General features: G+C 35.9%; 24 protein-coding genes, 1 pseudogene and 1 other annotated feature. Of the genes and pseudogenes, 10 read left to right on the top strand and 15 right to left on the bottom strand.

Going from position 1 to position 25,803, the window contains the following annotated elements:
• Positions 1–248 precede the first annotated feature (248 nt).
• Positions 249–1,904, bottom strand: coding sequence for a hypothetical protein (locus ACPWSR_RS11840; protein ID WP_426348431.1), 1,656 nt, complete (start codon positions 1,902–1,904; stop codon positions 249–251).
• A 119-nt stretch (positions 1,905–2,023) separates the two neighbouring features.
• Between ACPWSR_RS11840 and ACPWSR_RS11835 the strand changes: the two genes are divergently transcribed.
• The 3 genes from ACPWSR_RS11835 to fba all read left to right on the top strand — a co-directional run bounded on the left by ACPWSR_RS11835 (position 2,024) and on the right by fba (position 4,236).
• On the top strand, positions 2,024–2,701 hold the full coding sequence (locus ACPWSR_RS11835; RefSeq protein ID WP_426348430.1) for a DUF421 domain-containing protein: 678 nt from the start codon (positions 2,024–2,026) through the stop codon (positions 2,699–2,701).
• Positions 2,702–2,719: 18 nt separating this feature from the next.
• On the top strand, positions 2,720–3,100 hold the full coding sequence (locus ACPWSR_RS11830) for a DUF4363 family protein (RefSeq protein ID WP_426348429.1): 381 nt from the start codon (positions 2,720–2,722) through the stop codon (positions 3,098–3,100).
• A 200-nt stretch (positions 3,101–3,300) separates the two neighbouring features.
• A complete protein-coding gene (fba, locus tag ACPWSR_RS11825; protein WP_426348428.1) occupies positions 3,301–4,236 on the top strand; it encodes a class II fructose-1,6-bisphosphate aldolase in 936 nt (311 codons plus the stop codon).
• A 39-nt stretch (positions 4,237–4,275) separates the two neighbouring features.
• On the opposite strand, the gene ACPWSR_RS11820 is transcribed toward fba, so the two are convergent.
• Together ACPWSR_RS11820 and ACPWSR_RS11815 are read right to left on the bottom strand one after the other, a co-directional pair.
• Complete coding sequence (locus ACPWSR_RS11820; RefSeq protein ID WP_426348427.1) at positions 4,276–5,313, bottom strand: nucleoid-associated protein; 1,038 nt, start codon at positions 5,311–5,313, stop codon at positions 4,276–4,278.
• Between the two features lie 18 nt (positions 5,314–5,331).
• A complete protein-coding gene (locus ACPWSR_RS11815; RefSeq protein WP_426348426.1) occupies positions 5,332–5,832 on the bottom strand; it encodes a DUF6106 family protein in 501 nt (166 codons plus the stop codon).
• Positions 5,833–5,932: 100 nt separating this feature from the next.
• Here ACPWSR_RS11815 and ACPWSR_RS11810 point away from each other — a divergent pair, with 100 nt between their 5' ends.
• Entirely contained in the window at positions 5,933–6,493 is a 561-nt protein-coding gene (locus ACPWSR_RS11810) for a class IV adenylate cyclase (protein ID WP_426348425.1), read from the top strand.
• A 111-nt stretch (positions 6,494–6,604) separates the two neighbouring features.
• Here ACPWSR_RS11810 and ACPWSR_RS11805 read toward each other — a convergent pair whose 3' ends face one another.
• The 3 genes from ACPWSR_RS11805 to ACPWSR_RS11795 all read right to left on the bottom strand — a co-directional run bounded on the left by ACPWSR_RS11805 (position 6,605) and on the right by ACPWSR_RS11795 (position 9,291).
• Entirely contained in the window at positions 6,605–7,669 is a 1,065-nt protein-coding gene (locus ACPWSR_RS11805; protein ID WP_426348424.1) for a CPBP family intramembrane glutamic endopeptidase, read from the bottom strand.
• Positions 7,670–7,859: 190 nt separating this feature from the next.
• Positions 7,860–8,411, bottom strand: coding sequence for an NADH peroxidase (locus ACPWSR_RS11800; protein WP_426348423.1), 552 nt, complete (start codon positions 8,409–8,411; stop codon positions 7,860–7,862).
• 283 nt (positions 8,412–8,694) lie between these two features.
• On the bottom strand, positions 8,695–9,291 hold the full coding sequence (locus ACPWSR_RS11795; protein ID WP_426348422.1) for a TetR/AcrR family transcriptional regulator: 597 nt from the start codon (positions 9,289–9,291) through the stop codon (positions 8,695–8,697).
• A gap of 293 nt (positions 9,292–9,584) precedes the next feature.
• On the opposite strand from ACPWSR_RS11795, the gene ACPWSR_RS11790 reads away from it, so the two are divergent.
• The 3 genes from ACPWSR_RS11790 (at position 9,585) to ACPWSR_RS11780 (ending at position 13,615) form a co-directional block, all read left to right on the top strand.
• Positions 9,585–10,208, top strand: a complete 624-nt coding sequence (locus ACPWSR_RS11790) for an FMN-dependent NADH-azoreductase (RefSeq protein ID WP_426348421.1) — start codon at positions 9,585–9,587, stop codon at positions 10,206–10,208.
• 134 nt (positions 10,209–10,342) lie between these two features.
• Positions 10,343–10,555 (top strand) — a binding site (T-box leader).
• A 65-nt stretch (positions 10,556–10,620) separates the two neighbouring features.
• Entirely contained in the window at positions 10,621–13,080 is a 2,460-nt protein-coding gene (gene leuS, locus ACPWSR_RS11785) for a leucine--tRNA ligase (RefSeq protein WP_426348420.1), read from the top strand.
• A 133-nt stretch (positions 13,081–13,213) separates the two neighbouring features.
• On the top strand, positions 13,214–13,615 hold the full coding sequence (locus ACPWSR_RS11780) for a CFI-box-CTERM domain-containing protein (RefSeq protein WP_426348419.1): 402 nt from the start codon (positions 13,214–13,216) through the stop codon (positions 13,613–13,615).
• Positions 13,616–13,729: 114 nt separating this feature from the next.
• Here the strand turns inward: ACPWSR_RS11780 and ACPWSR_RS11775 are convergent, their stop codons facing one another.
• Complete coding sequence (locus tag ACPWSR_RS11775; RefSeq protein ID WP_426348418.1) at positions 13,730–14,755, bottom strand: rhodanese-related sulfurtransferase; 1,026 nt, start codon at positions 14,753–14,755, stop codon at positions 13,730–13,732.
• A 102-nt stretch (positions 14,756–14,857) separates the two neighbouring features.
• Positions 14,858–15,262 carry a hypothetical protein gene (locus ACPWSR_RS11770; RefSeq protein WP_426348417.1) on the bottom strand — a complete coding sequence of 135 codons (405 nt, stop codon included), beginning with the start codon at positions 15,260–15,262 and terminating at the stop codon, positions 14,858–14,860.
• Positions 15,263–15,498: 236 nt separating this feature from the next.
• On the opposite strand from ACPWSR_RS11770, the gene ACPWSR_RS11765 reads away from it, so the two are divergent.
• The gene (locus ACPWSR_RS11765) at positions 15,499–15,837 is read left to right on the top strand and encodes a HesB-like protein (protein WP_426348416.1); all 339 of its coding nucleotides are present in this window, start codon (positions 15,499–15,501) and stop codon (positions 15,835–15,837) included.
• A gap of 48 nt (positions 15,838–15,885) precedes the next feature.
• Here the strand turns inward: ACPWSR_RS11765 and ACPWSR_RS11760 are convergent, their stop codons facing one another.
• The 4 genes and pseudogenes from ACPWSR_RS11760 to ACPWSR_RS11745 all read right to left on the bottom strand — a co-directional run.
• Complete coding sequence (locus tag ACPWSR_RS11760) at positions 15,886–17,265, bottom strand: VWA-like domain-containing protein (protein ID WP_426348415.1); 1,380 nt, start codon at positions 17,263–17,265, stop codon at positions 15,886–15,888.
• A 65-nt stretch (positions 17,266–17,330) separates the two neighbouring features.
• On the bottom strand, positions 17,331–18,464 hold the full coding sequence (locus ACPWSR_RS11755) for an ATP-binding protein (protein WP_426348414.1): 1,134 nt from the start codon (positions 18,462–18,464) through the stop codon (positions 17,331–17,333).
• 24 nt (positions 18,465–18,488) lie between these two features.
• Positions 18,489–19,298, bottom strand: a complete 810-nt coding sequence (locus ACPWSR_RS11750; RefSeq protein ID WP_426348413.1) for a hypothetical protein — start codon at positions 19,296–19,298, stop codon at positions 18,489–18,491.
• 272 nt (positions 19,299–19,570) lie between these two features.
• Positions 19,571–20,179 (bottom strand): annotated as a pseudogene (locus ACPWSR_RS11745) (GTP pyrophosphokinase); the annotation flags it as partial.
• A 127-nt stretch (positions 20,180–20,306) separates the two neighbouring features.
• Between ACPWSR_RS11745 and ACPWSR_RS11740 the strand changes: the two are divergent.
• Together ACPWSR_RS11740 and ACPWSR_RS11735 are read left to right on the top strand one after the other, a co-directional pair.
• Positions 20,307–20,987 (top strand): DUF2225 domain-containing protein, encoded by a 681-nt coding sequence (locus tag ACPWSR_RS11740; protein ID WP_426348412.1) that lies wholly within the window; start codon positions 20,307–20,309, stop codon positions 20,985–20,987.
• 11 nt (positions 20,988–20,998) lie between these two features.
• Positions 20,999–21,961 carry a methyl-accepting chemotaxis protein gene (locus ACPWSR_RS11735; protein ID WP_426348411.1) on the top strand — a complete coding sequence of 321 codons (963 nt, stop codon included), beginning with the start codon at positions 20,999–21,001 and terminating at the stop codon, positions 21,959–21,961.
• 165 nt (positions 21,962–22,126) lie between these two features.
• Here ACPWSR_RS11735 and ACPWSR_RS11730 read toward each other — a convergent pair whose 3' ends face one another.
• The 3 genes from ACPWSR_RS11730 to ACPWSR_RS11720 all read right to left on the bottom strand — a co-directional run bounded on the left by ACPWSR_RS11730 (position 22,127) and on the right by ACPWSR_RS11720 (position 25,800).
• A complete protein-coding gene (locus tag ACPWSR_RS11730) occupies positions 22,127–23,752 on the bottom strand; it encodes a peptide ABC transporter substrate-binding protein (protein WP_426348410.1) in 1,626 nt (541 codons plus the stop codon).
• A 69-nt stretch (positions 23,753–23,821) separates the two neighbouring features.
• Positions 23,822–24,790, bottom strand: coding sequence for an ABC transporter ATP-binding protein (locus ACPWSR_RS11725; RefSeq protein ID WP_426348409.1), 969 nt, complete (start codon positions 24,788–24,790; stop codon positions 23,822–23,824).
• Positions 24,790–25,800, bottom strand: coding sequence for an ABC transporter ATP-binding protein (locus ACPWSR_RS11720; protein WP_426348408.1), 1,011 nt, complete (start codon positions 25,798–25,800; stop codon positions 24,790–24,792). Before ACPWSR_RS11720 ends, ACPWSR_RS11725 begins: the two co-directional genes overlap by 1 nt.
• Positions 25,801–25,803: the final 3 nt, after the last annotated feature.

Raw genomic sequence — 25,803 nt, 5'->3', positions numbered from 1 at the left:
CAACTAAATTATCTTATTTATCTCTATAACTATATTATAAGAGAGAAAATATTAGTAATCAAATATACTTAACTATTATAAATAAATATACTGAAATATTATTAATTTTCTATAAGGAAAAAGCATAAAACCAAGTAATAGCTGTTGGTTTTATGCTTTTTGTTCTAAGCTGCTATAAAGAATAGGCTTCCCTAACACTTGCTAAAAAATTTATATTGGATGATCTAATAAAAATATACTTAATAACCTCAATACTTATAAAATAGACTTCCACCTATAAATTCTCTAAGTATTGAATTATCAGGAACATAATCTCCATTTATATCCTTAAAAAAACCTAATAAGCTTTTTAATCTGGAGGCCTCATAATAAACTGGTGAATCGGGCTTTATTTTATCAAGCTCAATCAAAGCAAATCTTTTTAGAACGGAAAGCTCATATACCAAGGTGGAATTAAACATTACATCTGCTTCCTCCTGATATACGAATATATTTTTTTCCTCCCCTCGTTTTATCGATGGCCATAAGGTTAATGTTACCTCAGAGCTGTAGCCTCGAGAGAGGATATCCCTTACTATTCTTCTAATCCTTCTTACATCAGTGGTGGCCACCCTATTATGATTATCTATATTTAGCTGAGTTAAGGCACTGATATATATCTTAAATTTATTTTCATCTAATATTGTAGCTGTAAGCTTAGGATTTAAGCCATGGATCCCCTCAATAATAAGTATACCCTTTTGAGGAAGCTTAAACTTATTACCCACCCATTCTCTTTCTCCTGTATAGAAATTATATTTAGGAATTTCCACCTCCTGACCATCCATAATCAAGCTTAAATGCTTGTTAAACAGCTCTAAATCTAAGGAATCTATGGACTCATAATCAGGCTTTCCTTCATCATCTAGTGGAGTGTTAGTTCTATTAACAAAATAATCATCTAAGGATATAGCTTTAGGAATATAACCATTTACCCTAAGCTGAATAGCAAGCCTATTGGCAAAGGTAGTTTTTCCAGAGGAGGAGGGGCCAGCGATTAATACCACCTTAGCTTCTCTTCTTTCTGCTATCATATCGGCTATATAAGCTATCTTCTTTTCATGAAGAGCCTCTGACACCCTGACAATATCCACAATCTCTCCATTGACTATCTTATCGTTAAGAGATCCAACGTCAGCAACTCCAATTATGTTGAGCCAATGTTCAGTTTCCTTGAATATCCTAGAAAGCTTTTTATACTCTTTAAATGGAGGTATTTCCGTAGGGGTTTCCACTGGTGGAAGCCTTAAAATAAATCCTGGCTCATAAAAAATCAGATCAAAATATTTAATCACCCCGGTGGAATAGGCCATGGGACCATAAAAATAATCATATCTTCCCTGAAGCTCATAGAGCTTTACAGTATCTGCTGTAACATATTTAAGAAGCTTAACCTTATCCTCCATTTTATAGGAACGAAAAAGCTCCATGGCTTCCTCTTTTTTCATTGATACCTTATTTATTTTAATGTCCTCATCTATAAGCTTCTGCATGTATTCCTTGACCTTTCCTACTTCCTCTTCTGTAAGAGGCACATTCCTGTGAATCTCCCCATATATCCCCTTACTTATAGAGTGTTCAATGGTTATTTTGCTTTCAGGAAAGAGATCTAACACCGCCTTTATAAGAATAAATTGCAGAGTTCTAGAATAGCTATTGTTTCCAAGAGAATTATTAAGAGATACGGCTTCAAATATCCCCCCCTCTTCTAGCTGACTTCCCAGCTCATAATATTTACCGTTTATCATGGCAAGTACCGGAGGAAGGAGGCTCTCTTCATAGTTTTCCTTTATTATATCCCATAAGAGCTTACCTTTTTCCGCTTTTATCTTTTTACCATTACTTAATATCAATTCCATCCTCATAGCATTCACCTCATCTATACAGGTTTTAAAGTTTTAATATTATTATACTTTAAATTTCATCATTGATGTCATAAAACAAAGAAATTTACAAAAACTATCACAAGGGAGGTGAAAAATAGATGTTTGTCCTAATAATAAGAACTATAATTCTATTTTTTATCGTTGTATTTGTTATGAGACTCATGGGAAAAAGGCAATTAGGACAGCTTCAGCCTTATGAGCTGGTAATAACTATAATGATTTCAGAGCTTGCTACTCTTCCCATGCAGGATGTGCGTCTTCCACTACTTTTAGGAGTCATTCCTATACTTACCATGCTTATACTTCAAATTATCCTTTCAGAGGTTCAGCTTCATTTTGAAACCTTACGAAAAATTATCGATGGAAAGCCATCAATACTCCTAAGAGATGGAAAGCTTGACACTGCTGCTCTAAGAGAGCAGAGAATCAACGTAGACGATTTAATGGAAGAGCTTAGAATAAGCGGACATTTTAACTTTAGCGATTTAGCTTACATCATCCTAGAGAATAATGGGCAGCTTTCTATTATACCTAAGGCCGAGCTTGCTCCTGTAACAAAGAAAGATTTAAATATTCCTTCCACGGAGGATAGCCTGCCAGTGATTCTCATATTAAACGGTAAGGTGCAGAGCAGCAATCTTAAGTCAATAAATAAGAGTGATAAATGGCTAAAAAATCAAATTAAAAACCAAAAGATAACTAACTATGAGGATATTTATCTTGCTATGGTGGACTCTAATAGAAACTTCTATTGTCAAAGGAAGGAGCAAAAATAACTAGCAGGAGGTAACCCTTTGAAAAACGTCGCTATCGCCTTTATCCTGTTTATTATACTAATTGCTTTTATGGTAGCTTCCAACAGCAAAACTCAAAGCTTTCTGAATGAAATAATAAAAACCTGTGAGAATCTAGAAGAGCTTATTAATGATGATAGATGGGAGGAAGCCTACGATATAGCTAATAAATTTCACAACAAAATCGATAAAAGGACTTCAGAACTCAGCCTATATTTAAACCATCAGCAGGTAGACGAAATTACTCATGAGCTTTATGGACTAACTCAGTATATCAAAGAAGAAGAAAAGGCAGATGCCCTAGCTGGAGTGCATAGTATAAAACATAGTGCTAAGGTTGTGAAGGAGCTTCAAAAATTCTCAATAGAAAATATCTTTTAATAGAGCTTATAAATTTTATTATGACAACAATTGTATAATTTATATTAAAATTAAGAATTCTTTAAGATAAATAGTAGAAAATATAGTAAAATTAATATATAATGTACTTAGATATTTGTCCCACCTGGGGCAAATTTGTTCCCGTATAAAACTTTTATAAAGCTTTATAAATATGTTAATTAAGGAAAGGTGGTCCAAAAATGGCATTAGTAACTACAACTGAAATGTTTAAAAAGGCCTATGAAGGTGGCTATTCAATAGGTGCTTTCAATATTAACAATATGGAAATATTACAAGGGGTTCTCAGAGGAGCAAAGGCAAAAAATTCTCCAGTTATCCTTCAATGCTCTACTGGAGCTATTAAATATGCAGGTCCAGAAATGCTAAAGGCTATGGTTGATGCTGCAATAGCAGAAACCGGTGTTGACGTTGCACTTCACCTTGATCATGGTCCAGACCTAGAAGCTGTAAAGATGGTTATAGATGCTGGTTTCACCTCCGTTATGTTTGATGGTTCTCATTATGATTATGAAGAGAACGTAGCTAAAACTAAAGAGGTTGTAGAGTATGCTCATGCTAGAGGAGTAGTAGTAGAAGCAGAACTTGGTGTTTTGGCAGGAATAGAGGATGATGTTGTTGCTGCTGAGCATGTATATACTGATCCTGCTCAAGCTGTGGACTTCGTTAAAAGAACAGGCTGCGATTCCTTAGCAATAGCTATAGGAACCTCCCATGGTGCTTTCAAGTTCCCACCAGACTTCAAGCCAGAGCTTAAGTTCAATATTCTTGAAGAAATAGGAAAAGAGCTTCCAGGCTTCCCTATAGTACTTCATGGAGCTTCTGCCGTAGATGCTGAAGCCGTAGCTACCTGCAATAAATTTGGTGGTGCAATCAAGGATGCTAAGGGTATTCCAGAGGATATGCTGAGAAAAGCTTCCTCCATGGCTGTATGTAAGATAAATATGGATACAGACTTAAGACTTGCCATGACGGCAGCTGTAAGAAAGGTATTTGGAGAAAACCCTGGTGAATTTGATCCAAGAAAATACTTAGGCGCTGGAAGAGATGCTGTTCAGAAGGTTGTTGAATATAAGATCGACCACATACTAGGATCCGCTAACGCAATGAATAAATAATTTTAAATAAAAAATAAGAAGAGGAGCCTGCTCCTCTTCTTATTTTTCAATATAGTTCATTATATGCTTAACTATCATATTAATGCTTCCATCGCCATTTCTAACAATCTCAAAGCGATTAATATCGTTATAGGCTTCTTCCGTAATATATAAATCAATATCTCTATCAATTTTTAGTCTTATTCTTTTCAGCTTTTTCTCCACATACTCCTTGTCAAGGATAACCTCTTCTTCAAGGCCTTGTGAAGCTGTATATTCCTGAAAGCTTCTTTTCTTTTCCGGTTCATCTCTAAAAAGCTCTTCGCTTAAGGCATCTATATTTATGCTCTCCTCTTCCTTAAGCTTCTGCTTGAGAGTACTTCTAAGCTGTTCTGCCCTGTCAGCATCCTCTGTTATGTTGTTTCTAGTCCATGCCTCTGCAGCTTTTAAAAGCCCTTTTGTCATGTCTCTTTCGTTTTTTATAATATTACAACCCAAGTAACTAGAAATAAAATAATTACTCCCGTACTCTTCTTCATTTTTTCCCTTAGCTTGTTTATCAATAACCATGAGATTAAATTCCTGATCTTCTTTTATAAGCTTAATGAAGGCTGACTTTTGAAGCTTTTGTCCTCCTCCAGGCAGTCCTGTAGTATGAGGGATTATATTGATTCCAATCTGATCATCAACAAAATCTATCTCATGAGTAAAGTTCTTAACATAATCCATTTTTAATATGCCAATCATAGGACCATATTCTGTAGTGAGATTAACTACCATAAGGTCACAGGAAGGAATATTTCCATTCCCCTTTATTAAAGAAAATAGCTGCCGTGCTAACTCCTGAGAAGCCTCTATAAAACTTAAGCCTTCCCCTTTTAAAAATTCCTGACTGACGTCTTTTACTACGGTTCTTTTATTAAAAAGGGCATATTTAAGCTCCTCATCCTTAAAGGATCTTTGTAGATGCTTCAATATAAATTTATAAACATCTTCATTGAGCTCTAGGGTGAAGTTATTAAGTATAGGTTCATCACTGTTACTATCAAGGATGTGAATAATTGCTTCGTTTATAGTAATATCATTGATGTATTCCATGGCTTACTTCCTCTTTAATTAAATAAATTTTTTCACTGCCTTTGGATTATATATAAAGCATAGATCCACAAATTCCTTATTAGGTACAAATATAAGCTGTGCTCTTTTTCCCCCACCGTTAATTATTGCTCCATACTTCCTATTAGTATCTCCATTAGGAACGGCATTAATTATTTTTTCTGGTTTTCCAGAAAAGCTTTTGTATTCGGAGCTATCTAAGGGGGCTAAAAGCTCTACTTCCTTCATATTAAAGGTGATAAGCTTCTTTCTGCTCTTTGCTTCAATTATCTTATCAACATCAACTTCCCCATTGGTTATACTATACTCATATTCTAAATAAAGCCTTCTCTTTAATAAGAATAACCCCACAGCAGCTAGTCCAAAAATTGCTGCAAGAATAAGCTGAAAAGTACCTAGGAATAATACCGCTAATGCTCCAAAAATATAGGTAAAAACCTTAGTTGTTTTATAGGCTGTCCCACTGTTTGCTCTTACCAGTTGTTCTTTAAAATTATCCACAAAAAAACTCCTCTCTCCATTTGTAAATATTGTATAATAGATTATAACATAAATATAAGCTTTATCTAAACTAATACATATAAAAAATAGGAGGCTCACCATGGAAGAAATGGAAGTAAAAATTTTAGACATAGATTTAGAAAAAATCAGGCAGATTATGGATAAAAATAGCATTCCCCTTATTAAAAAAGAAGATCAGATAAATAATATTTATGATTTTGAAGATAAAAGCCTACTAAAAAACAAAGGCTATGCCAGAATCAGAGAAGTGCATAACCTCCTTACTGACAATAAAGAATACTATATGACCGTTAAAAGAATGCTCAGCCAGGAGATATTTAAAAGGATGGAGGAAAGTGAAACAACTATAGCTTCCGGTGAAGAAGGCAAAAAAATATTTAAAGCTCTAGGCTTAGTACCAGTAGAGGTTATAAGAAAGTACAGAGAAAGCTATAAATATAAAAATACCCTGATAGAAATTGATATAAACTCACCAGAAATCTATCCCCATCCATACTTAGAAATCGAGACCATAAGCAAAGAGGAATTCTACGAGGTTTTGGATTTGTTAGGCTATACAGAAAAGGACACAACCTCTAAAACCATATATGAAATATTGAAGGAAAAAAATATTAAAAGTCCTCTCCCAGAAGGCATATAAGTACATAAGCTCAGCTCCTCATGATATAGGTTGTCCATATCTCATGGGAATGCTGAGCCTTCTAATTTAATCAAGTCTGTAGATTATTATTGTACACTTAGCGCATTTATCTTAACCTGCCAACATAGTCAAAATAAACATTCCAAGAAAAATGATAATACAAAGTATCATGCCAAAGCTCTTAAAAATAGTTGAAGCACCTTTTATTTCTTGGGAATAGGAGCTTCCGGAATATCTTTCGCCATCACTAAAGAAAGCAGTAAGGCTCTTTCTTTTCACTATTAATATTACCAATCCAATAAAAGCAAAAATATACTGAGAAAACACCAGTATGAGCAGCAAAAATAACTGAAGTAGCTCCTCTGTATTCCCTGTAGAAAGATACTGAAAAATCTCAGTAGCTTCCATGTTCTCTATAGGGATAAGGACAGGATAAAGAGCAGATATGAGCACAGATACTGAGTTTAATATCATATGAAGTATTATACTATAGGTAAGCTTTCCAGTTTTAATATAAATATAAGCAAAAAGCATACCTAAGAGAAAAGCATAGAAAAACTGCTGAAAATTCCAATGAATAAGGCCAAATAACAGTCCTGAGAGAATTAAAGACAGCTTAGATCCATACTTTATAGTCCTATCTATAAGAAGCTTACGAAAAATAAACTCCTCTACTATTGGAGCTGTGATGCCAGCAAAGAGGAAATTTACAAGAATATCTTCTCCAGAAGATATCAATTCTACTGCAGCACTGCTGGAGGTAATTCCAAAAAGCATATTAAGTAAATAATTCACTGCAATTCCTAGGAGTGAGCCAACAATGGATAAGGTGTACATTATCATAATAGCTCCTATAAAGGATGAAGCCTTAATATTGCTTTTTTCAAGCTTCCTTGCCTCTAGCCTTTTTACAACTATATATAGCACTGGAAGAGCAATAAAAAGCATGGCTATATAATTTGAAATAAAAAGTCCCCACATGGAACCTGCAAAATCTGCATTAATACCAAAAATAATATTTCCGATTAACACCTGAGCTACTAACCATATTACTCCAAAAGCAATAAATCCATACCCTATACGTGAGGTGGCTGCAATCGCCTCAATAGTCAGCTCATTACCTTCCATCCCTTCTGGAAAAATAAATTCTTGGTGATCTTCTCTATTATCAGTCATTTACACACTCCCTCTATTTTAGAAGCAATATTAAATATTACCATCTATATATATGTCAATTAATATTAATTATAGCAAATTTCCCAAGGTTTTAATTAAGATTTACAGATATATTTTGTTACATTTTTTTAAATAAAAAAGGTTGTCCAAAAAGTCTATAGACTTTTAGACAACCTTTAATTATTTTATATTATTTCTCTTCACCGAAGTATCTTTCTAAAAGACCTTCAAAAGCTCTACCATGTCTAGCTTCGTCCTTAGCCATTTCGTGAACTGTATCATGGATTGCATCGTGGTTAGCTTCCTTTGCTCTCTTAGCAAGATCGAACTTACCAGATGTAGCACCATTCTCAGCGTCTACTCTAAGCTCAAGATTTTTCTTAGTGGAGTTAGTTACAACTTCTCCTAGAAGCTCAGCGAATTTTGAAGCGTGCTCAGCTTCTTCCCAAGCTGCTTTTTCATAGTAAAGTCCTATTTCTGGGTAACCTTCTCTGTGAGCTACTCTAGCCATTGCTAAGTACATACCAACCTCACAGCATTCTCCTTCAAAGTTTGCTCTTAAATCAGCCATTATATCTTCAGAAGCACCTTGAGCTACTCCTACTACGTGCTCACAAGCCCAAGTTCTCATTCCTGATTGCTCTGAGAATTTATCAGTTCCTGCCTTACAGATTGGGCATAATTCTGGTGCTGAATCTCCAGTATGAACATATCCACATACATTACAAACAAATTTTTTCATCTTATGTCCTCCTAAACTATCGATGTCTATATTTAAAAATTACATCGCTATCAATTACAATTGTAATTATATAATAATAATTATCCTTTTGCAAGGATTATTTTAATGAAATTATAACTAATTAGTAATAATTACATTCATTCGACAAATACTTTCAAATGAAATTAATTATCATTTTTTTCAATATATGAATTAACAACTGCGGTACTACCTTTATATGAATATGATGGATATAACCATACAAAAAAAGAGTGACCTAATATTAACTTGGTCACTCTTTATTTTAACTGGCATTACTTATAGCCTTTATCTCCAGCATGCCTTTTATTCCATTGATGACATAAGCCGCTATGGTATCTTCATCCTTCTTTAAAGGAATGTGTTTTTCTTTACTTGAGGAAATAGCTGCTCCATATATGCTCCAAGAGGACAAGGTCGCTGCAGTGTTTAAAGACTCTTCTGTACTTTCAGGATACTTCTTCTCCAGAAGGCTTATAAATAGCTTGTGTAGTTCATCCTTTATCACTCTTTCAAAGATATCAATAAAAGATACGAATTTACAGGAATACTTTTCGAAGAGATTTTCTTGAAGGTTTGTTAGAGATGTAAAAATGCCTTCAATTTGCTCTACATTTAAATCCTCACTTCCATCTAACCGAGAAAATAACCTATTCCTAAAGCTCTCTCTGATAACCTCCTCCATAAGATTATATTTATCTGTAAAGTGATAATAAAAGGTTGCTCTATTAACAGCAGCCTGATTAGTTATATCTTTTATAGTAATAAGCTTAAATTCCTTTTTTTCCAAAAGTATTATAAATGCATTGATAATGAGTTTTTTTGTGCGAAGTACTCTAGGGTCAGTTTTCGTTTCAGTCATTTTTACCTCCCCATACTTTTCCTACAAATAAAACCATCTGTTGTATAAGCAACAAAATCAAGAAATTATTGGTTGAAAGGAAAAATATTAACTATATAATCTAAAGTAAATAATCTTCCAATCAAGAAGAAATTTACTAAAATAGCATAAAAATGATAACAAATTGTTTATATTTTATTAATTCTTCATTTTTATATCATCTTTATCACAATTATATCAAAAAAAATAAATATAAACATTACAAAAAAATAAATTTTTACACAAAATAATTGATTTAACAGGAGGAAAAAATAATGAATGTATTAGTTATTAAAGCTAATAACAGACCCGATGGAATCTCTACTAGAATGTATGAAACCTTTATGGATACTATAAAAGATACAAAAAATCTTGAGGTAGTAACCTATGATTTGTTTAATGAAGACATGCCTTATTTAGGACAGGAGTTATTTGATGCCTTTGGCAAGCTTCAGGCTGGGGTGGAATTAAATGATTATGAAAAAAGACTTCTTGCTGCAAAACAAAAAGCAAAGGATTTAACCGCTGCTGCAGATGTAATAGTTATTGCCTTCCCTCTCTGGAATTTAACTCCTCCAGCAAGATTACATACCTACATAGATTATATTTCCGAGGCAGGCTTTGCCTTCAAATACTCCCCTGAAGGAGATCTTATACAGATGCTTGGAGGCAAAAAGGCAATTGTTCTTTGTGCAAAGGGTGGGATATATTCAACACCTGAAAGAACAGCCATGGATATGACAGTATCTTATATCAGAAACCTCTTTACAGGTATGTTTGGCATAGAGATTACTGAAGAGGTAGTTATCGAAGGACATAATGCCTTCCCAGATAGATCTGAAGAAATCATAGAAAAGGGCTTACAGGCTGTAAAAGCTGCTGCTAAAAAGCTTATTTAAAATTAATTAGAATAAAACGGGCCCAGTTACGATTGGGCTCTTTTTTTATAAAAATAATCCCCTAAATACTGAGATATAATACCATGGTATTGACCTTTAAGCCCCTCTAGGTTATAATTTATTCATTATTTAATACTTAAGCTATGATATGGAGTAATAGTGTTTCCCTATAGTCACAGAGAGCTGCTTAACCCGCTGAGAGGCAGCACTATATAAATACGAACTTGCCATGGAGCTTACCTGACTAAAAGCAGGTACGGTGATTCCGTTAAAATTCTTAAGCTGAGGTGCTTTTTTTATGCACCTAATTAGAGTGGTACCGCGGAACATAACCTTTCGTCTCTTTGTAGAAGGAAGGTTTTTTTATTTACAAAAAAATAGCTATAGAACTAATAAAACGAGGAGGATAAATATGAGCAACTACTCTACTGCCATAGATAAAAAGTGGCAACAAAAATGGGAAGATACAAAGCTATATAAATTCAACCCTGATAAAATGGATAAGAAGCTTTATGTATTAGAAATGTTCTCTTACCCATCAGGAGCTAATCTTCATGCCGGACACTGGTACAATTACGGATTAGTAGATTCCTGGGCAAGATTTAAAAGAATGCAGGGTTATAATGTTTTCCAGCCCATGGGCTTTGATGCCTTTGGACTACCAGCAGAAAACTATGCTATAAAAACAGGAATACATCCTTGGGATTCTACCAAAAAGAATATAGAAACCATGGAAAAGCAGCTAAAAGCAATGGGAGCTATGTTCAACTGGGATAACGAGGTGGTGACCTGTGATCCAGAATACTATAAGTGGACTCAGTGGCTATTCTTAAAGCTATATGAAAAAGGCTTAGCTTATAGAAAAAAAGCTCCAGTAAACTGGTGCCCATCCTGTAATACAGTTCTTGCTAATGAGCAGGTACAGGATGGCAGCTGCGAACGCTGCGGCACAGAGGTAACCAAGAAGGACTTAACTCAATGGTTCCTAAAAATCACAGATTATGCTGATGAGCTCTTAGAAGGCCTAGATACAATTGATTGGCCCGAAAAGACTAAAGCCATGCAGAAGCACTGGATAGGTCGTTCTACCGGAGCAGAGGTTACCTTTAAGGTTAAGGATAGCAGTCTTTCCTTCGATGTATTCACCACAAGGGTAGATACACTCTTTGGTGTTACCTATGTAGTTTTAGCTCCTGAAAACCCACTGGTTGATCAGCTTACCACAACTGAAAATAAGACTGCTGTAGAAGCCTACAAGGATGAGGCTAAGAAGCAGAGCGATATTGAAAGACAATCTCTAACCAGAGAAAAAACAGGGGTGTTCTCCGGCTCCTACGCTATAAATCCTATTAATGGTAAGGAAGTACCTATATGGATAGCTGATTACGTCCTTGCTACCTATGGAACAGGAGCAGTTATGGCGGTTCCTGCTCATGATGAAAGAGATTATGCCTTTGCTACTAAGTATAATCTTCCTATAGAAAGAGTAATTGCGGCTAAAAAGGGTGAGTCAACTCTTCCTTATGTAGAATATGGAGTTATGGTTAACTCAGGAAAATTTGATGGTCTCACTACGGAAGAAGGTAAGGAAAAGGTAGTAGAAGAGCTACAAAAGGATGGACTTGGACAGCAGAAGGTTAATTATAGATTAAGAGATTGGCTTGTATCAAGACAGCGTTATTGGGGAGCTCCTGTTCCAATGATTCACTGTGATAAATGTGGAACAGTTCCTGTACCTTATGACCAGCTACCTGTAGAGCTACCTTATAATGTAGAATTCGCTCCTGATGGCAAGTCTCCTTTAGCGAAATCACAGGAATTCATCAATACTACCTGTCCAAAATGTGGAGGTCATGCCCATAGGGATGCGGACACCTTAGACACCTTTGTTTGCTCCTCCTGGTATTACTTAAGATATCCAGACAATAAAAATTCACAGGAGCCTTTTAACAGCGAGATAATAAATTCAATGCTTCCTGTAGATAAATATGTAGGTGGCCCTGAGCATGCTTGTATGCATCTTCTATATGCTAGATTTATAACCAAAGCTCTAAGAGATGCTGGTTATCTAAGCTTTGATGAGCCCTTCCTATCCTTGACTCATCAAGGTCTTATTCTAGGACCTGATGGCTTTAAGATGAGTAAATCCAGGGGAAACACCATATCTCCTGATGACTATATAAAGGAATTTGGTTCTGACGTATTTAGAATGTACCTTGCCTTCGGTTTTGCATACGTTGAAGGGGGAGCCTGGTCTGATGATGGAATAAAATCCATTGCCCGCTTTATAGAAAGAGTAGAAAGACTTTTAGGAAGCTCTAAGGAAAGAATAGACCAGGGCGGAAAGACCACAATAGATAAAGCAGAAAAGGAGCTTAATTTCTGGAGACATAACAGCATTAAGGCTATAACCTCCGATATAGAGATTTTACAGTTCAACACTGCTGTAGCAAGACTTATGGAGTTTGCTAATGCCCTTTCAAAGTATATTCAGGAGGATTCAATTAATCCTGAATTCTTAAAGGAGACAGTAATTGACTTCATAAAGCTCATAGCACCTTTCACCCCTCACTTCTCAGAAGAGTATTACAACAGCTTCTGTCCTTATGAAGGTGCAGATAATGGATATTCTGTATTTAATCAAGGCTGGCCTGAGCTAGATGAAAAAGCTCTTATAAAGGATGAGGTAGAAATAGCCATCCAAATAAATGGTAAGATAAAAGCAAAAACTAATATTGCCACAGGCATTTCCGAGGAGGAAATAAAAGAAATAGCTTTAGCAGAGCCTCACATAGTAGAAGCCCTAGAAGGAAAAAATATTGTTAAGGTTATAGTAATCAAAGGAAGATTAGTAAATATAGTTGCTAAATAATTCAAATAAGGAGTACTGCATTTTTTGGCAGTACTCCTTTTCATATAAATAAAGCTTATCTATAGACATTATTCATCTTTTTTTGATAAAATATATATATAGTTCAGAATATTCAAAAAAGGGGGCCGTATATATGCACGACGATTATGATTATGATGATTATGATGAGGATTTTGAGGAAGGTTATGAAGAAGGCTATGAAGAAGGCTACAGGTCAGGAAGAAAGTCTGCTTCCCCTGGTGGAGGCGGCAGAGGCTCCAGCAGTCAGGGCTGCTATATTGCAACGGCTGTTTATGGCTCCTATGATTGTCCGGAAGTATGGACACTACGAAGATTTCGTGACTATAACTTAAAGAAATCCAAGACTGGGAGGACATTTATCAAGATTTATTATGCAATAAGTCCAACCTTAGTTAAATGGTTTGGAAGCATAAGCTGGCTTAAAAAGCTTATCCGCTATCCTCTTAACGGATTAGTAAACCATCTCAAGGTGTCTGGTATAAAGGACACCCCCTATCACGACACAGAAAATTAAATAAATAAGGGAGACTTATTCCACTTTACACCTCCCATTACCTATGGTAAGGGTGATGGCAAAAAGAATTCGCTCCCTTATTTTATGCTTAAATTAATTTTATTTATTATTAATTTACAAATCTTTTTCTATAGATCTTCTAAAATACTGTGCTTTTCTTGGATTCTGCTTATATCTTTCATACATTTTCAGCTTTTCGCTTATTCTTACTCTAGCATCTCTCTCTGGATGCTCCTGTATATATTTCATGCATTCCTCACTACAAAAGCCCTGATACTTCTCTTCACAGGCTTCGCAGCATAAATGCTGGTCATGACAGTCATCATTAGTACAGTTTATATATCTATCACAGGACTCCCCACAGTGAGAGCACTTAGAAATTATAACATCCTCTTCAGTATTATTTACTTTTACAGCTATTCTCTCATCAAATACATAGCATTTTCCGTCAAAAAGCCGTCCCTTAACCTCTGGATCCTTTCCATAGGTAACTATTCCACCTTCTAAATGATAAACCTCCTCAAAGCCCTTATTCATTAGAACTCCAGTGAGCTTTTCACAGCGAATACCACCAGTGCAGTAGCTTATAACCTTTTTATCCTTATGGTCAGAGAGATTCTCTTCTATCCATTTAGGGAATTCCTTGAAATTCTTAATCTCAGGTCTTATTGCCCCTCTAAAATGTCCAATATCATATTCATAGTCATTTCTTCCGTCAACCACTATTACATCATCTCTCTGAAGCATTTCATAAAATTCCTTAGGATTAAGATATTTTCCTTTCTTCACCTGAGGATTTACATCATCCTCTTCTTTTAGGGTTATGATGCTTTTTCTTCTTCTCACATATAGCTTCTTAAAGGCATGTTCTTCCGCTTCGTCAATTTTAAAAGTCATATCTCCAAATCTTTCATCCTTTTTTAGGATTTCCATGTACTCATCTGTATTTTCCTTAAGTCCTGAAACCGTTCCGTTTATTCCTTCCTCAGCCACCAGTATCCTACCTCTAAGGCCTAAGCTTTTACAAAGCTCTAGGTGCTCCGCTGCAAAGAGCTCAGGATTTTCTATATCGACAAATTTATAATATAGCAATACTCTATAGTGCATATTCCCCATTACTATTACATCCTTTCTTGCCATAACTTTCATATTATATAATAGTGAAAAAAAAGCAATTTGTAAATGATAATTATTATTAATTAAATATAAATATCATAAAAAAAGAATAAATACATATTGTATTTACTCCCTTATAGAAAATTCTCCATTTTTAAAGCTTTTTAGAAGAGTGTCTTCCAGTGATTTTCTCTTATTAGCATACTCTTCAATATTATCTGAGTTTAAATCCTCACATTCCTCGAATAGCTTCTCAGCAACCATTCGTCTGCAGAGTCCTTTCCAGAAAACCGCTTCATCATAAGACTCCTTGAGAACTGCTAAGCTTTCTCCCGCTAGAAGCTCATAGGCTCGCTCTTCCTCTGATTTAGGTTCTAAGACTCTAGATAACTCCTCATGGCCTAATATATACTGTATCAAGGAGAGATATTCTTTAAATTCCTTGCTATCAGCTTCCTTAAAGAATTCCATATTGAATTTTAAAAGCTGTACCAGAGCTCTATATTGTCTAGAAGTAAAATCAATTTTCATAATGTTTCTCCTATATCTCTTATTATATATATTCTATCATTTTACTGCTCCTTTTCCTACCATATAATTTTTCATTTATATTTTCTTCAATAGCTGTACATAATAAGTAATAACTTAATATTACTAGAGCTATTCTTAACTAATAATAATAATTAATTATTTTTCTATTGATAATCATTGAGAATAGTATTATTATTAAAGAAGCAACGAAATATATAAAGAAAGAAGGATTATTTATGAACGCTACAAATACTATTAATATTAGTGAAGCAGCTTATGCTGAGTTCAAACAATTTCTAGATGATAATAACGTTGAAAGTTATAATATAAGAATAAATCTTGCTGGTATAGGCTGTGGTGGCCCTATGTTCAATATCGTTATTGACGAAGCAGCTGAAAATGATATAGTTGAGGATGTTAATGACATAAAGTTCATAGTTGACAAGGATTTAGTCGAGGAATATCAAGGCTTTATAATCCTTTCCAGTGAAGAAAATGACGGAAGAGGTCTAAGCCTTAGAGCAGTTCTTCAGCCAGAAGGCGGATGCTCCTCTTGCGGCGGTGGCTGTCACTAAAATTAATAAAGGATGCTATCACAGCTCTACTGTGATAGCATCCTTTTATTATATGTCTACTCTGAGACTCTGTATACTATTACCCTCTGTATCAATTCCCCATTCTCTCTGCATTTCCTTCACTACCTTTATGCCATAGGATGCCTCTTCCTTTTGAGCGTCCTTTAGCCTTAAGGAAACTACTGATCCAGGGGCATTCTCTACAGAAAGCTCTTCATTTCCTGTAATAATCCATATAGTGCTCCTATTAACTGGTCTTTCTAAAAGCTCCCTCTCCCCTTTTCCATCGGTAAAATATAATAGATAATAATCCCTGAGGTTATTTTCTTTTATGTATTTAAACACCGGTGAGAAGGCCGTTGCCCCGTTATGCTCTAAGGGCTTTCTTATATCCTTTGAGCTCTTAACATTATATGTTCTTCTAATTTCACTGTCACATTCAATAACTCTTAGCTCCCCTTGATAATTATTAACTATAGAGGATAGCTCTATTAATATATCCTGAAGCTCTTTCCCCGTCATGCTTCCAGAAATATCTATAGCTGCAATTATCTTTGGTATCCGTTTAGGGAGTACACCTCTAATATCTAATCTATTAGGCTGTCTTCTATCCTTACGAGTAATAGTTTTACTATAACCACTTTTCATAGTTGCAAGGCTGTTCTTCAAGAGCTCCTGCCAGGATAGCTCCCCTTTTTTATTTCCAGAGCCCAAGTATTCTTCCATACCAATAGGTATGCTGCCTTTAAAGCTTTCTTTAATAGCCCGTTTTTCCATGGCCTCCAGCTCTTCCTTAGAAATATCCTGACTAACGAGCCAAAGCTCATGGGCATCCTCTAAATAATCCTCTGTATCCTCAAAGCTTTTATCCTCACTATCCTCTTCTAAAGAAAGCTTATCTATAGCCTTTTGAATCAGTTCAGCATATAGTTCTAGAGGCATATTTTCTTCTATAGGTACATTATACTCCAGCTTTATTTCATGGAGCTTTCGGCAGAACCCTGGCAAATTTTTTATGTGCTGATTCACCGCAACATCCATGGCAAGATTTATAGCCTTAAGACTATATTTACTTCTTAAATCTCGTATTCTTCTATGATGTCCAAATATAATGTGATAAATTTCATGCTTTAGCAAAGCCTTGATTTCATCACTACTACATATGAGCAGACTCCTGGGATTTATATAAAGTATATATCCATGGCTCTTAGGCATTACTGCCAGAGGCGCTCTACATCTATTAGAAACCTCTCTTTTCATCTGCATTAGGAAAAACCCAAAGAAGCTATCTTCTCTTGTCATAAGCTCTAAGGTGCATTCCTCCATGAGGGATAAAAGCTCTCTTCTTAGCTTTTGAGAATACGGTAAGCCTTCAGGAACATTCAACACTTCTCTATATAGCTCTGATCTTCTAATATCAAAATTCAAGGTTTATCCTCCTTCCCATACGAATTTAACCTCTCAGCTATTTCCCATAGAATCATAAATAACTTCTAAAAGGCGTGCTGATAGCTCTCAAAGAACACTTCTAGGAAGGTGTCATCCTCTAAAAATTGCTCATATAGACTTCCACTATAATTTTCTTTTATCTCTTTCATAAGTCCTATTCTCAGATCCTTTGGATAATGACTTAGAACCTTGGAGAAAATCTCTACTTCCTTGGGTCTTCCTCCTCTCTCCTCTACCTTGCGGAGAAAGTTTCTTCCAAAGATATAAAGCCTTGATGGATTTTCTCTAGAAAGACTTCCTTTTAATTCTTCTGGGATGAGCATTAGCTCCAGCACCCTTTCAGGACTAATCATTGGATTTTTATAGTTCTCTATAAAAGCCATAAAATCCTGAGCTATATCAGCGCCTACATTTCCTTTTATAGCATTATATAAAATCGATGAAGAAAACTCATCCTTGTTATTTTTATATAAGCCATAGACCTTTGATACTCTTTCCCAGCTTCTTGGAGTAGCTTTTATGGTAGCCTTTATATCTGGTGTATGAAGATGCTGTGGAAAGGCAGCAATAAATTCTACCACATGAGGATGAATATTTCCCTCACTGCTCATACCCCAGCTAATCCATTCTTTAGCCTCTGAGTCCATATATAGCCAAACAAATCTGTCCTCCTGAGCAGGGTCCATGTCTACTACCTGATATTCACTATTTTCAAAGCCCTCATATCTTCCAGATGGATTCATGGCAGCAGCAACTCTTACCTCTTCAGGCATCTTAAAGCCATTAATCTCTCTATTTAATATAAGATTCATCAGCTCCTGCTGAACTGCATGGTCGCATCTGTTAAGCTCATCTATAAAAAGCAATATCTTATCTGCCTTTTTATTGTCCAGTACCTCCTGTATTTCCATGAGCTTTGTATGAGCAGCATATACGGTTCTTTTTATCTTTCTTGACCCTTGAGGTCCATGAATCTCTGCCTCCTCTACTGTGGGAAGGCCACCAATCTCTCCCTCCTTTAAGAGGTTAGCATCTATAGTAATAAGGTAATAGCCTTCCTTTCTACAAAGCTTTTTTATAAGTGAGGTTTTACCTATACCGCTTTCTCCTATAATAAGTGGAACTTCTCTGGTCTTTATAACTAATTCTAATGTTTTTAGCGTCTCTTTAAAATTCACTGGTCTACGTCCTTTCTAGCTGTTTTATAAAGACAAGCAGTAATCAACTGCAATTTTTTTAGCGCTCTTGCTTCCAAAATCCCTTATAAAAGCAAGCTTATCCATCTCAAGTATCTCAAGCTCAAAATAACTTTTAATATATTCAGGCTCCAAGTCACTCTCCTGAATTTTCTCTTTTATAAGCTCTACAGCTCTTTCAACCTCTATACTATCATGAAGATATTTTAATACATTTATATTCTTCTTTATAAATTCACCCATCTCTTCTTCATCATAGCTATTAATGTACATTATAGCTTCAGCACTGCCTTCTAGGGCTTTAAGCTTTGTCTCTAAAACAGGCTCCCCTATATACCTTATAGCTCCCCAATACTTAGAAACTGCCAAAAGCTGCGCTTCTACTGAAGGCGATCCTATATATTTGATAGCATCATAATCCTTCTCTATAGCCTGAAGCTGCTGCTCCTTGGTAGGATTATTTATATACTGGATAGCCCAGCCCTTTTCTTCTAAGGCGGCCTTTAATACAGCTTCACTAGGTTTTTTTATATACTTTAAGGCGTGCCAATTACCCTTTACAGCTAAAATTCCTGCCTCCTGTGATAGATTATCAATATACTCAGCAGCCATGGGATCATTCTTTATAGCCAGAAGCTGAACCTCGTTACTAGGCTCCTTTATGTATTGAATTGCACTTCCTTTAAAGGACACTGCCAGAGCCTTTAATTCTTCACTGGGACTTTCTAGATTTCTTATGAATATAGGGTTATCTTTTATAATCTTTTTTAGCTCTTCTACACTCTGCATATTTGACTTAACTTCTTTTATAGTCATTTTAAATTCCTTCCTTTATAATCTTTTTCCTTTTTTACCAATATAAACACTCTTACATAATAAAAAGGTACTGATATCAGCACCTAATTGTCTCTAAACTTTTCTATATCTTTTTGGATAGAATATAGCAAATTATTAAACTCCCAAACCTCACCGTCATCAATAAGCTTATTTAAAGCAACCTGATAACGATTTGCCTCGGATATTTTTCCAATGGACATTAAGGTTAATATGCTATTCATGATATTTGATATCACATCAGACTTCACCTCAAAGAGCTTCTGAGCATCCTTAATTTCATCCTTTATTTCAAGCATTTCCGTATCTAACTGAAAGGCTGCATCTGCTGCACTTTTAAGCTTAAGCTTTATGTTGTCAGGTATCTGCTGCTTATATTTATAGTTTAAGGAATGCTCTATAGTAGCCCAAAAATTCATGGCAAGGGTCCTAATCTGGAATTCAGCTAATATTTCCTTTGTATCCTCAGCCATATTTACTGGATACTTTATAATAACATGATGACTTCTATAGCCGCTTACCTTAACGTTATTTATATAGTCCTTTTCATACATAATCTGCATATCGGTTCTTTTTCTAAGTATTTCAACAACCTTTTCTATATCATCTACAAATTGGCACATAACCCTGATACCGGCTATATCCTCCATTTCATATTGAAGTCTATCTATAGGAATTTCAAATTTGTTAGCTTTTTCAAGAATGCTTGAAACTTCCTTCACCCTACCGGTAATAAATTCTATAGGAGAATATTCATTCTTTCTTCTATATTCTTTTCTAATGCTTCTGAGCTTTACCTTTAATTCCTCTACGGCCTGCTCATAAGGGGTTAAAAATGCCTTCCAATCTTTAATTACTGCCATTTATACCACCCTCTAATCCTCTTTTCTATATACATTATATCAGAATAAAATTATAATGCATCTAATTTTTTCGTGGAAACCCTCGATAATAAGGTTATATGACAATATACGGAAATGAGGGTTAGATTTGACACAGAGTAAAGCATTTGCATCCTCAGCCATATACCTAAAAACAATTAAGTGCCCTCTCTGCCACAGGGAGTTTAAAGAACCAGCACTTAAGACTTCTTCTCTTAGAATTTTAAAAAGAGATAGTGATAATTTCACCTATTATAAGGGTGAAACTCCATACTTCTATGAGGTTTTTCTATGTAATGGCTGCGGCTATGCTGCAATGAACAATGATTTTAATAATATGAAGGATTACCAAAAGGAAAAAATCTTAAAGAATATAACAGTAAAATGGACTCCAAGAGCCTACAATACACCTTATGATGAGAGGATAGCCATAGAAAGATATAAGCTTGCCCTTATTACAACTATAATATCTGAAGGTAAAAAAAGCACAATAGGAATGATACTTTTAAGAATTGCCTGGATGTACAGAAGTCTAGGGGAAGCTGAGGAGCTTCTTTACCTAAAGGAAGCACTTACTGCCCTGGAGGAAGCCTATAATTTAGAAGAGTTCCCTATCTATAATCTTGATGAGCTAAATTTAAAATATCTCTTAGGCGAGCTTAATAGAAGACTTGGTAATGACATAGAAGCGCTGAAGTATCTTGGTGATGTTATAACCTCCTCTAAGGCTACCCCAAGGCTAAAGAACCTTGCCAGGGACCAAAGAGATAAAATTAAAAATAAATTTTAAGGAGAGAATATATGAGACTATTTAATAGAAAGAAGACATCCCCAGAAGAAAATTTGGAAACCTTAATTGAGGAAGTACCAGAGGAAATCCTAGAAATTAAAGAGAGTAATTCTCACAAGGAAATGTTAGAAATAATAGAGGAAGCAAGAAAGCTATATGATGAGAGTCGTGAGATAAACACCTCCTTTGAAAGCTTTATAATTCAGAGCTCAGTACATAACAAGGAGCTATCTAGGGCATCTTTAACCTTAAAGGAATTTAATGATAGAATGGAAGAGCTAGCGTATAATGTAACTAATGTCCATACCTCAGTGCTTGATACTGACAGAACCGCTGACAAAGGTATAAATACCTTAAAGGAGCTTGACTCCTCATTAAAGGATTTAAAGGAAGCCTTCAATATATCAAGTAGCACAGTGGATGCCTTGGTTGGTAAGCTGGAATCAGTAAATACAATAACCGATTCCATAAGCCAGATAGCCTCTCAGACTAATCTTCTTGCTTTAAATGCTGCCATAGAAGCTGCAAGAGCTGGTGAAGCCGGTAAAGGCTTTTCTGTAGTAGCTGGTGAGGTTAGAAAGCTTGCAGAAAATTCAAAGCAAGCAGTACAGAGTATAACAAAAATTCTTGATGAAATAAAAAAGGATATTCTTAATACCTCCTCCGCTGTTTCACAAGGACACACCGCCTTAGACTATCAACAAAAAAGCATAAATGCTTCTAAGGAAGCCTTCCAGGATATAAAGACATCTACCTTAGAAGCATCTGGTGAAATTGACAGCTTCATCATAAACCTAAGCACCACCGCAGAGAAAAAAGATGAAATTATCAGCACTATCGATGAGCTTATAAAGGCATCAGAAGCTAATAGCGCTGATTTAGAAGCCTTAGGAAAATCCATTAATAAAAAAACAGAAGAGCTTTATAGCTTAAAGAATAAGCTCACAGAAACCGATAGTATTCAGTTAGTTTAATTCAAGAAGCCTGGTGTACTCATGATGACACCAGGCCTTTAATTATTTTATTTTCCATATAAGAGCTTCATAGGGGCTCAGAAAGGAAGGAGATTCATCGACATATTACAAAAAAGAGACCTCGCTAACGATATATTAATCGGTAGCGAGAGCCCCTTCTAATTGTTATTCATTAATTGAGCTGTACATAAAGTACTTAAAGCCTAATGGAGAGCTGTAGAAGCCTTCAACATTTTCACTGAGCATGTAGGTATCTACATAGTAATATATTGGAGCAAGCATCCACTCTTCAAAGATTATATCCTCTGCCTTATGCATAAGCTCCATACGTTCTTTTGCATCAGAAGATTTCTTTACCTTAGAAATAAGCTCATCATACTCTTTGTTTGACCATTGAGCATCATTATTTCCACCATCGGTTATCCACATATCTAAGTAGGTTATTGGATCATTGTAGTCTGCTAACCAACCATTACGAGCTATATCATACTCACCATTCTTACGGGTATTGAGGAAGGTTCCCCATTCCTGGGATACTAATTCAACGTTAACACCAATTTTTGACCACATATCCTGAAGAGCTTCACCAATCTGCTGATGACCGGTATTCTCATTATAGAGATATTCAAAGGTAGGTAGGCCTTCACCGTTAGGATATCCTGCCTTAGCAAGATGTTCCTTTGCCAGCTCTAAATTTCCTTCATAGTCTGTTGGATTGTAGTAGTCTCCACCAACTTCTCTGAATTCTTTACTAACGTCTGCATCACTAAGTCCAGTGGATACAAAGGCACCTGCAGGCTCTTGACCTGATTGTCCTATCTTCTCACAGATATAAACTCTATCAATTGCTAGAGTTAAAGCAGCACGAACATCTGGGTTCTTTAAAAATTCATTTTCAGTATTATAGCTTACATAGTAGGTTCCAAGCTGACCTTCCTTGTAGAAGTCTTTCTCACTTGATAAACGCTCAAGCTCTGCATTAGGCATGCTGTCTATGAAGGAAAGCTCACCATTTTCATAGGCAGAAAGCTTTGCATTATCATCTTCCATAAGAACAAACTTAATTTCATCTGGGCCTAACTTTTCGAAATTCCAATAATTCTCATTCTTTTCCATAAGGATATAAGCATCATGAACCCATTCCTTCATAACATAAGGTCCATTACCTACATATGTCTCAGCTTCAGTAGCCCAGCCTTCTACATCCTTTTCAACTGTAGCCTTCTGAACTGGAGCATATGCTGGGAAAGCACATAACTCGAGGAAGTAAGGAGTTACGGATATTATCTTAACCTCTAAGGTCTTTTCATCCTTTGCTGTTACATTGAGCTTGCCATCCTCATAGCCTTCTATAACTTCAAACATATAAGCATAGTCAGCAGCGGTATCAGGGGATATAGCTCTATTCCAGGAATAAACAAAATCCTCTGCAGTAAGTGGAGTTCCATCACTCCATTTTAAATCATCTCGAAGGGTAAAGGTATAGGTTAGTCCATCATCGCTAATCTTATAAGACTTAGCTTGCCCCTCTGTAGGAACTCCATTCTTATCAAGAGTCATTAGTCCTTCAAAAGCATGATTGATTACAGTACCACCATCAACAGCTGAGTTAAGAGCTGGGTCAATAGTATCAGGTTCTGGTCCCACATTTATAGCTAAAGTAACTGGATCTTTGGTTTCTGGATCTTTACCTTCATCAGTACCAGGAGACTTCTCTCCACAGCCTGTGAGAGCAACACTAGCTGTCATCACAAGAGCCAGTACCGCTGCTAAAGCTTTTATTTTTTTCATTTCAATTCCTCCCTAAAGATATTTATGTTAATTAAAATAACATACACCTAAATTTTACTTTCCTAACTTTTAACCAATTTCCTCTATCCTGTGACAGGCTGCAAAGTGGCCGGTACTAAATTCTCTAAATTCTGGCTCTTCCTCTGCACACAGTGAGGTTGCATATTGACATCGAGTACGGAAACGACAGCCACTAGGAGGATTTATAGGACTTGGTACATCCCCCTGCAGAACTATCCTCTGTCTCTTTTTGCTTTCAATAGGATCAGGTATTGGTATTGCTGATAATAGGGACTTTGTATAGGGATGGAGAGGGTTCATAGCAACCTCTCTGCTACTGCTAAGCTCCACGAGCTTACCCAGATACATAACCCCTATTCTATTGGATATGTGCTTAACAACAGATAAATCATGGGCTATGAAAAGATAGGTTAGTCCAAGGTCACTCTGCAGTTCTTCAAACATATTAACAATCTGAGCCTGGATAGATACATCCAGAGCTGATACCGGCTCATCACAAACAATAAATTCAGGATTAACCGCAAGGGCTCTTGCAATTCCAATACGCTGCCTCTGACCACCAGAAAACTCATGGGGGTATCTATTAGCATGCTCGCTATTTAAACCAACTCTGCTGAGCATCTCGATTATTCTATCCTGTCTATCCTTTTTATTTTCAGCAAGCTTATGAATATCGATTGGCTCTGCCACTATATCTGCAACAGTCATACGAGGATTAAGAGATGCATAAGGATCCTGAAAAACTATCTGCATCTTTTTTCTATAGGGAAGCATCTTTTTTTCAGTAATATCCTCCCCATTATAAATAATCCTTCCAGCTGTAGGCTCATAAAGTCTTAGTATTGTTCTTCCAGCGGAGCTCTTACCACAGCCTGATTCACCTACAAGACCTAAGGTTTCTCCTTTATTTATATAAAAGGATATATCATCTACAGCCTTTACATAATTCTTTTTAAAGATTCCTGCAGCTACAGGAAAGTGCTGCTTTAGATTTTTAACCTCTAAAAGCTTTTCCATTATAAAACCCCTTCCTTTTCTGCCATAAAGGCCTCCTTCTGCATAAGCCAGCAAGCACTATAATGAATTCCATCTATATCTGTGTAGGGAGGCATTTCCCTAAGACAGATCTTCATGCAATCCCTGCAGCGAGGTGCAAAGGGACAGCCTGCTGGAGGATTCAGCATATCTACAGGAACTCCTTCTATAGGAACCAGCTTTTCATGGTTTTCGGAATTTATCTTGGGTATACTGTTTATAAGTCCTTCTGTATATTTATGCTTTGGACTATAAAATATATCTTCAGCTGTGCCATACTCTACTATTTTCCCAGCATACATAACAGCAATTCTGTCACACATATTAGCAACAACCCCTAAATCATGGGTTATCATTATTATTGACATTCCAAGCTTATCCTTAAGCTCCATCATCAGCTCTAATATCTGAGCCTGAATTGTTACATCCAGTGCTGTAGTCGGTTCATCTGCTATTAATAGCTTGGGTTCACAAGCTAGAGCTATAGCTATCATTATCCTCTGCCTCATACCTCCCGATAGCTCATGGGGATATTGACGAAGTCTTTTTCTAGGTTCATTAATTCCAACTAAGCTTATAAGCTCCTCAGCTCTCTTTAGAGCTTCCTTTTGAGTGGCATTAGTATGGAGCCTTATAACCTCTGTAATTTGATTACCAATGGTATATACAGGATTTAAAGAAGTCATTGGATCCTGAAATATTATACTTGCTTCTTTGCCTCTAATGGCTCTCATTTCCTTTTCAGACATCTCAGTAATTACATGTCCATTAAAAGTGGTCTTCCCGCCTATTATCTTCCCAGGATTAGGAGTAAGTCCTAAAAGAGAGAAAGCTGTAACTGATTTTCCGCTTCCTGATTCTCCAACTATCCCTAAAACCTCTCCTTCTCTAAGCTTTACAGAAACATCATTTAAGGCCTTAACCTCTCCCGCTGGAGTAAAAAAGGAAAGCTTAAGATTCTCAATATCTAAAAGCACATTTGCATCATTCATTTT

It is taken from the genome of Alloiococcus sp. CFN-8, from assembly GCF_049943125.1.
Taxonomy (GTDB): Bacteria; Bacillota; Clostridia; order Clostridiales; family Clostridiaceae; genus JAEXZL01.
This window is presented reverse-complemented; position numbering and strand designations above follow the sequence as displayed.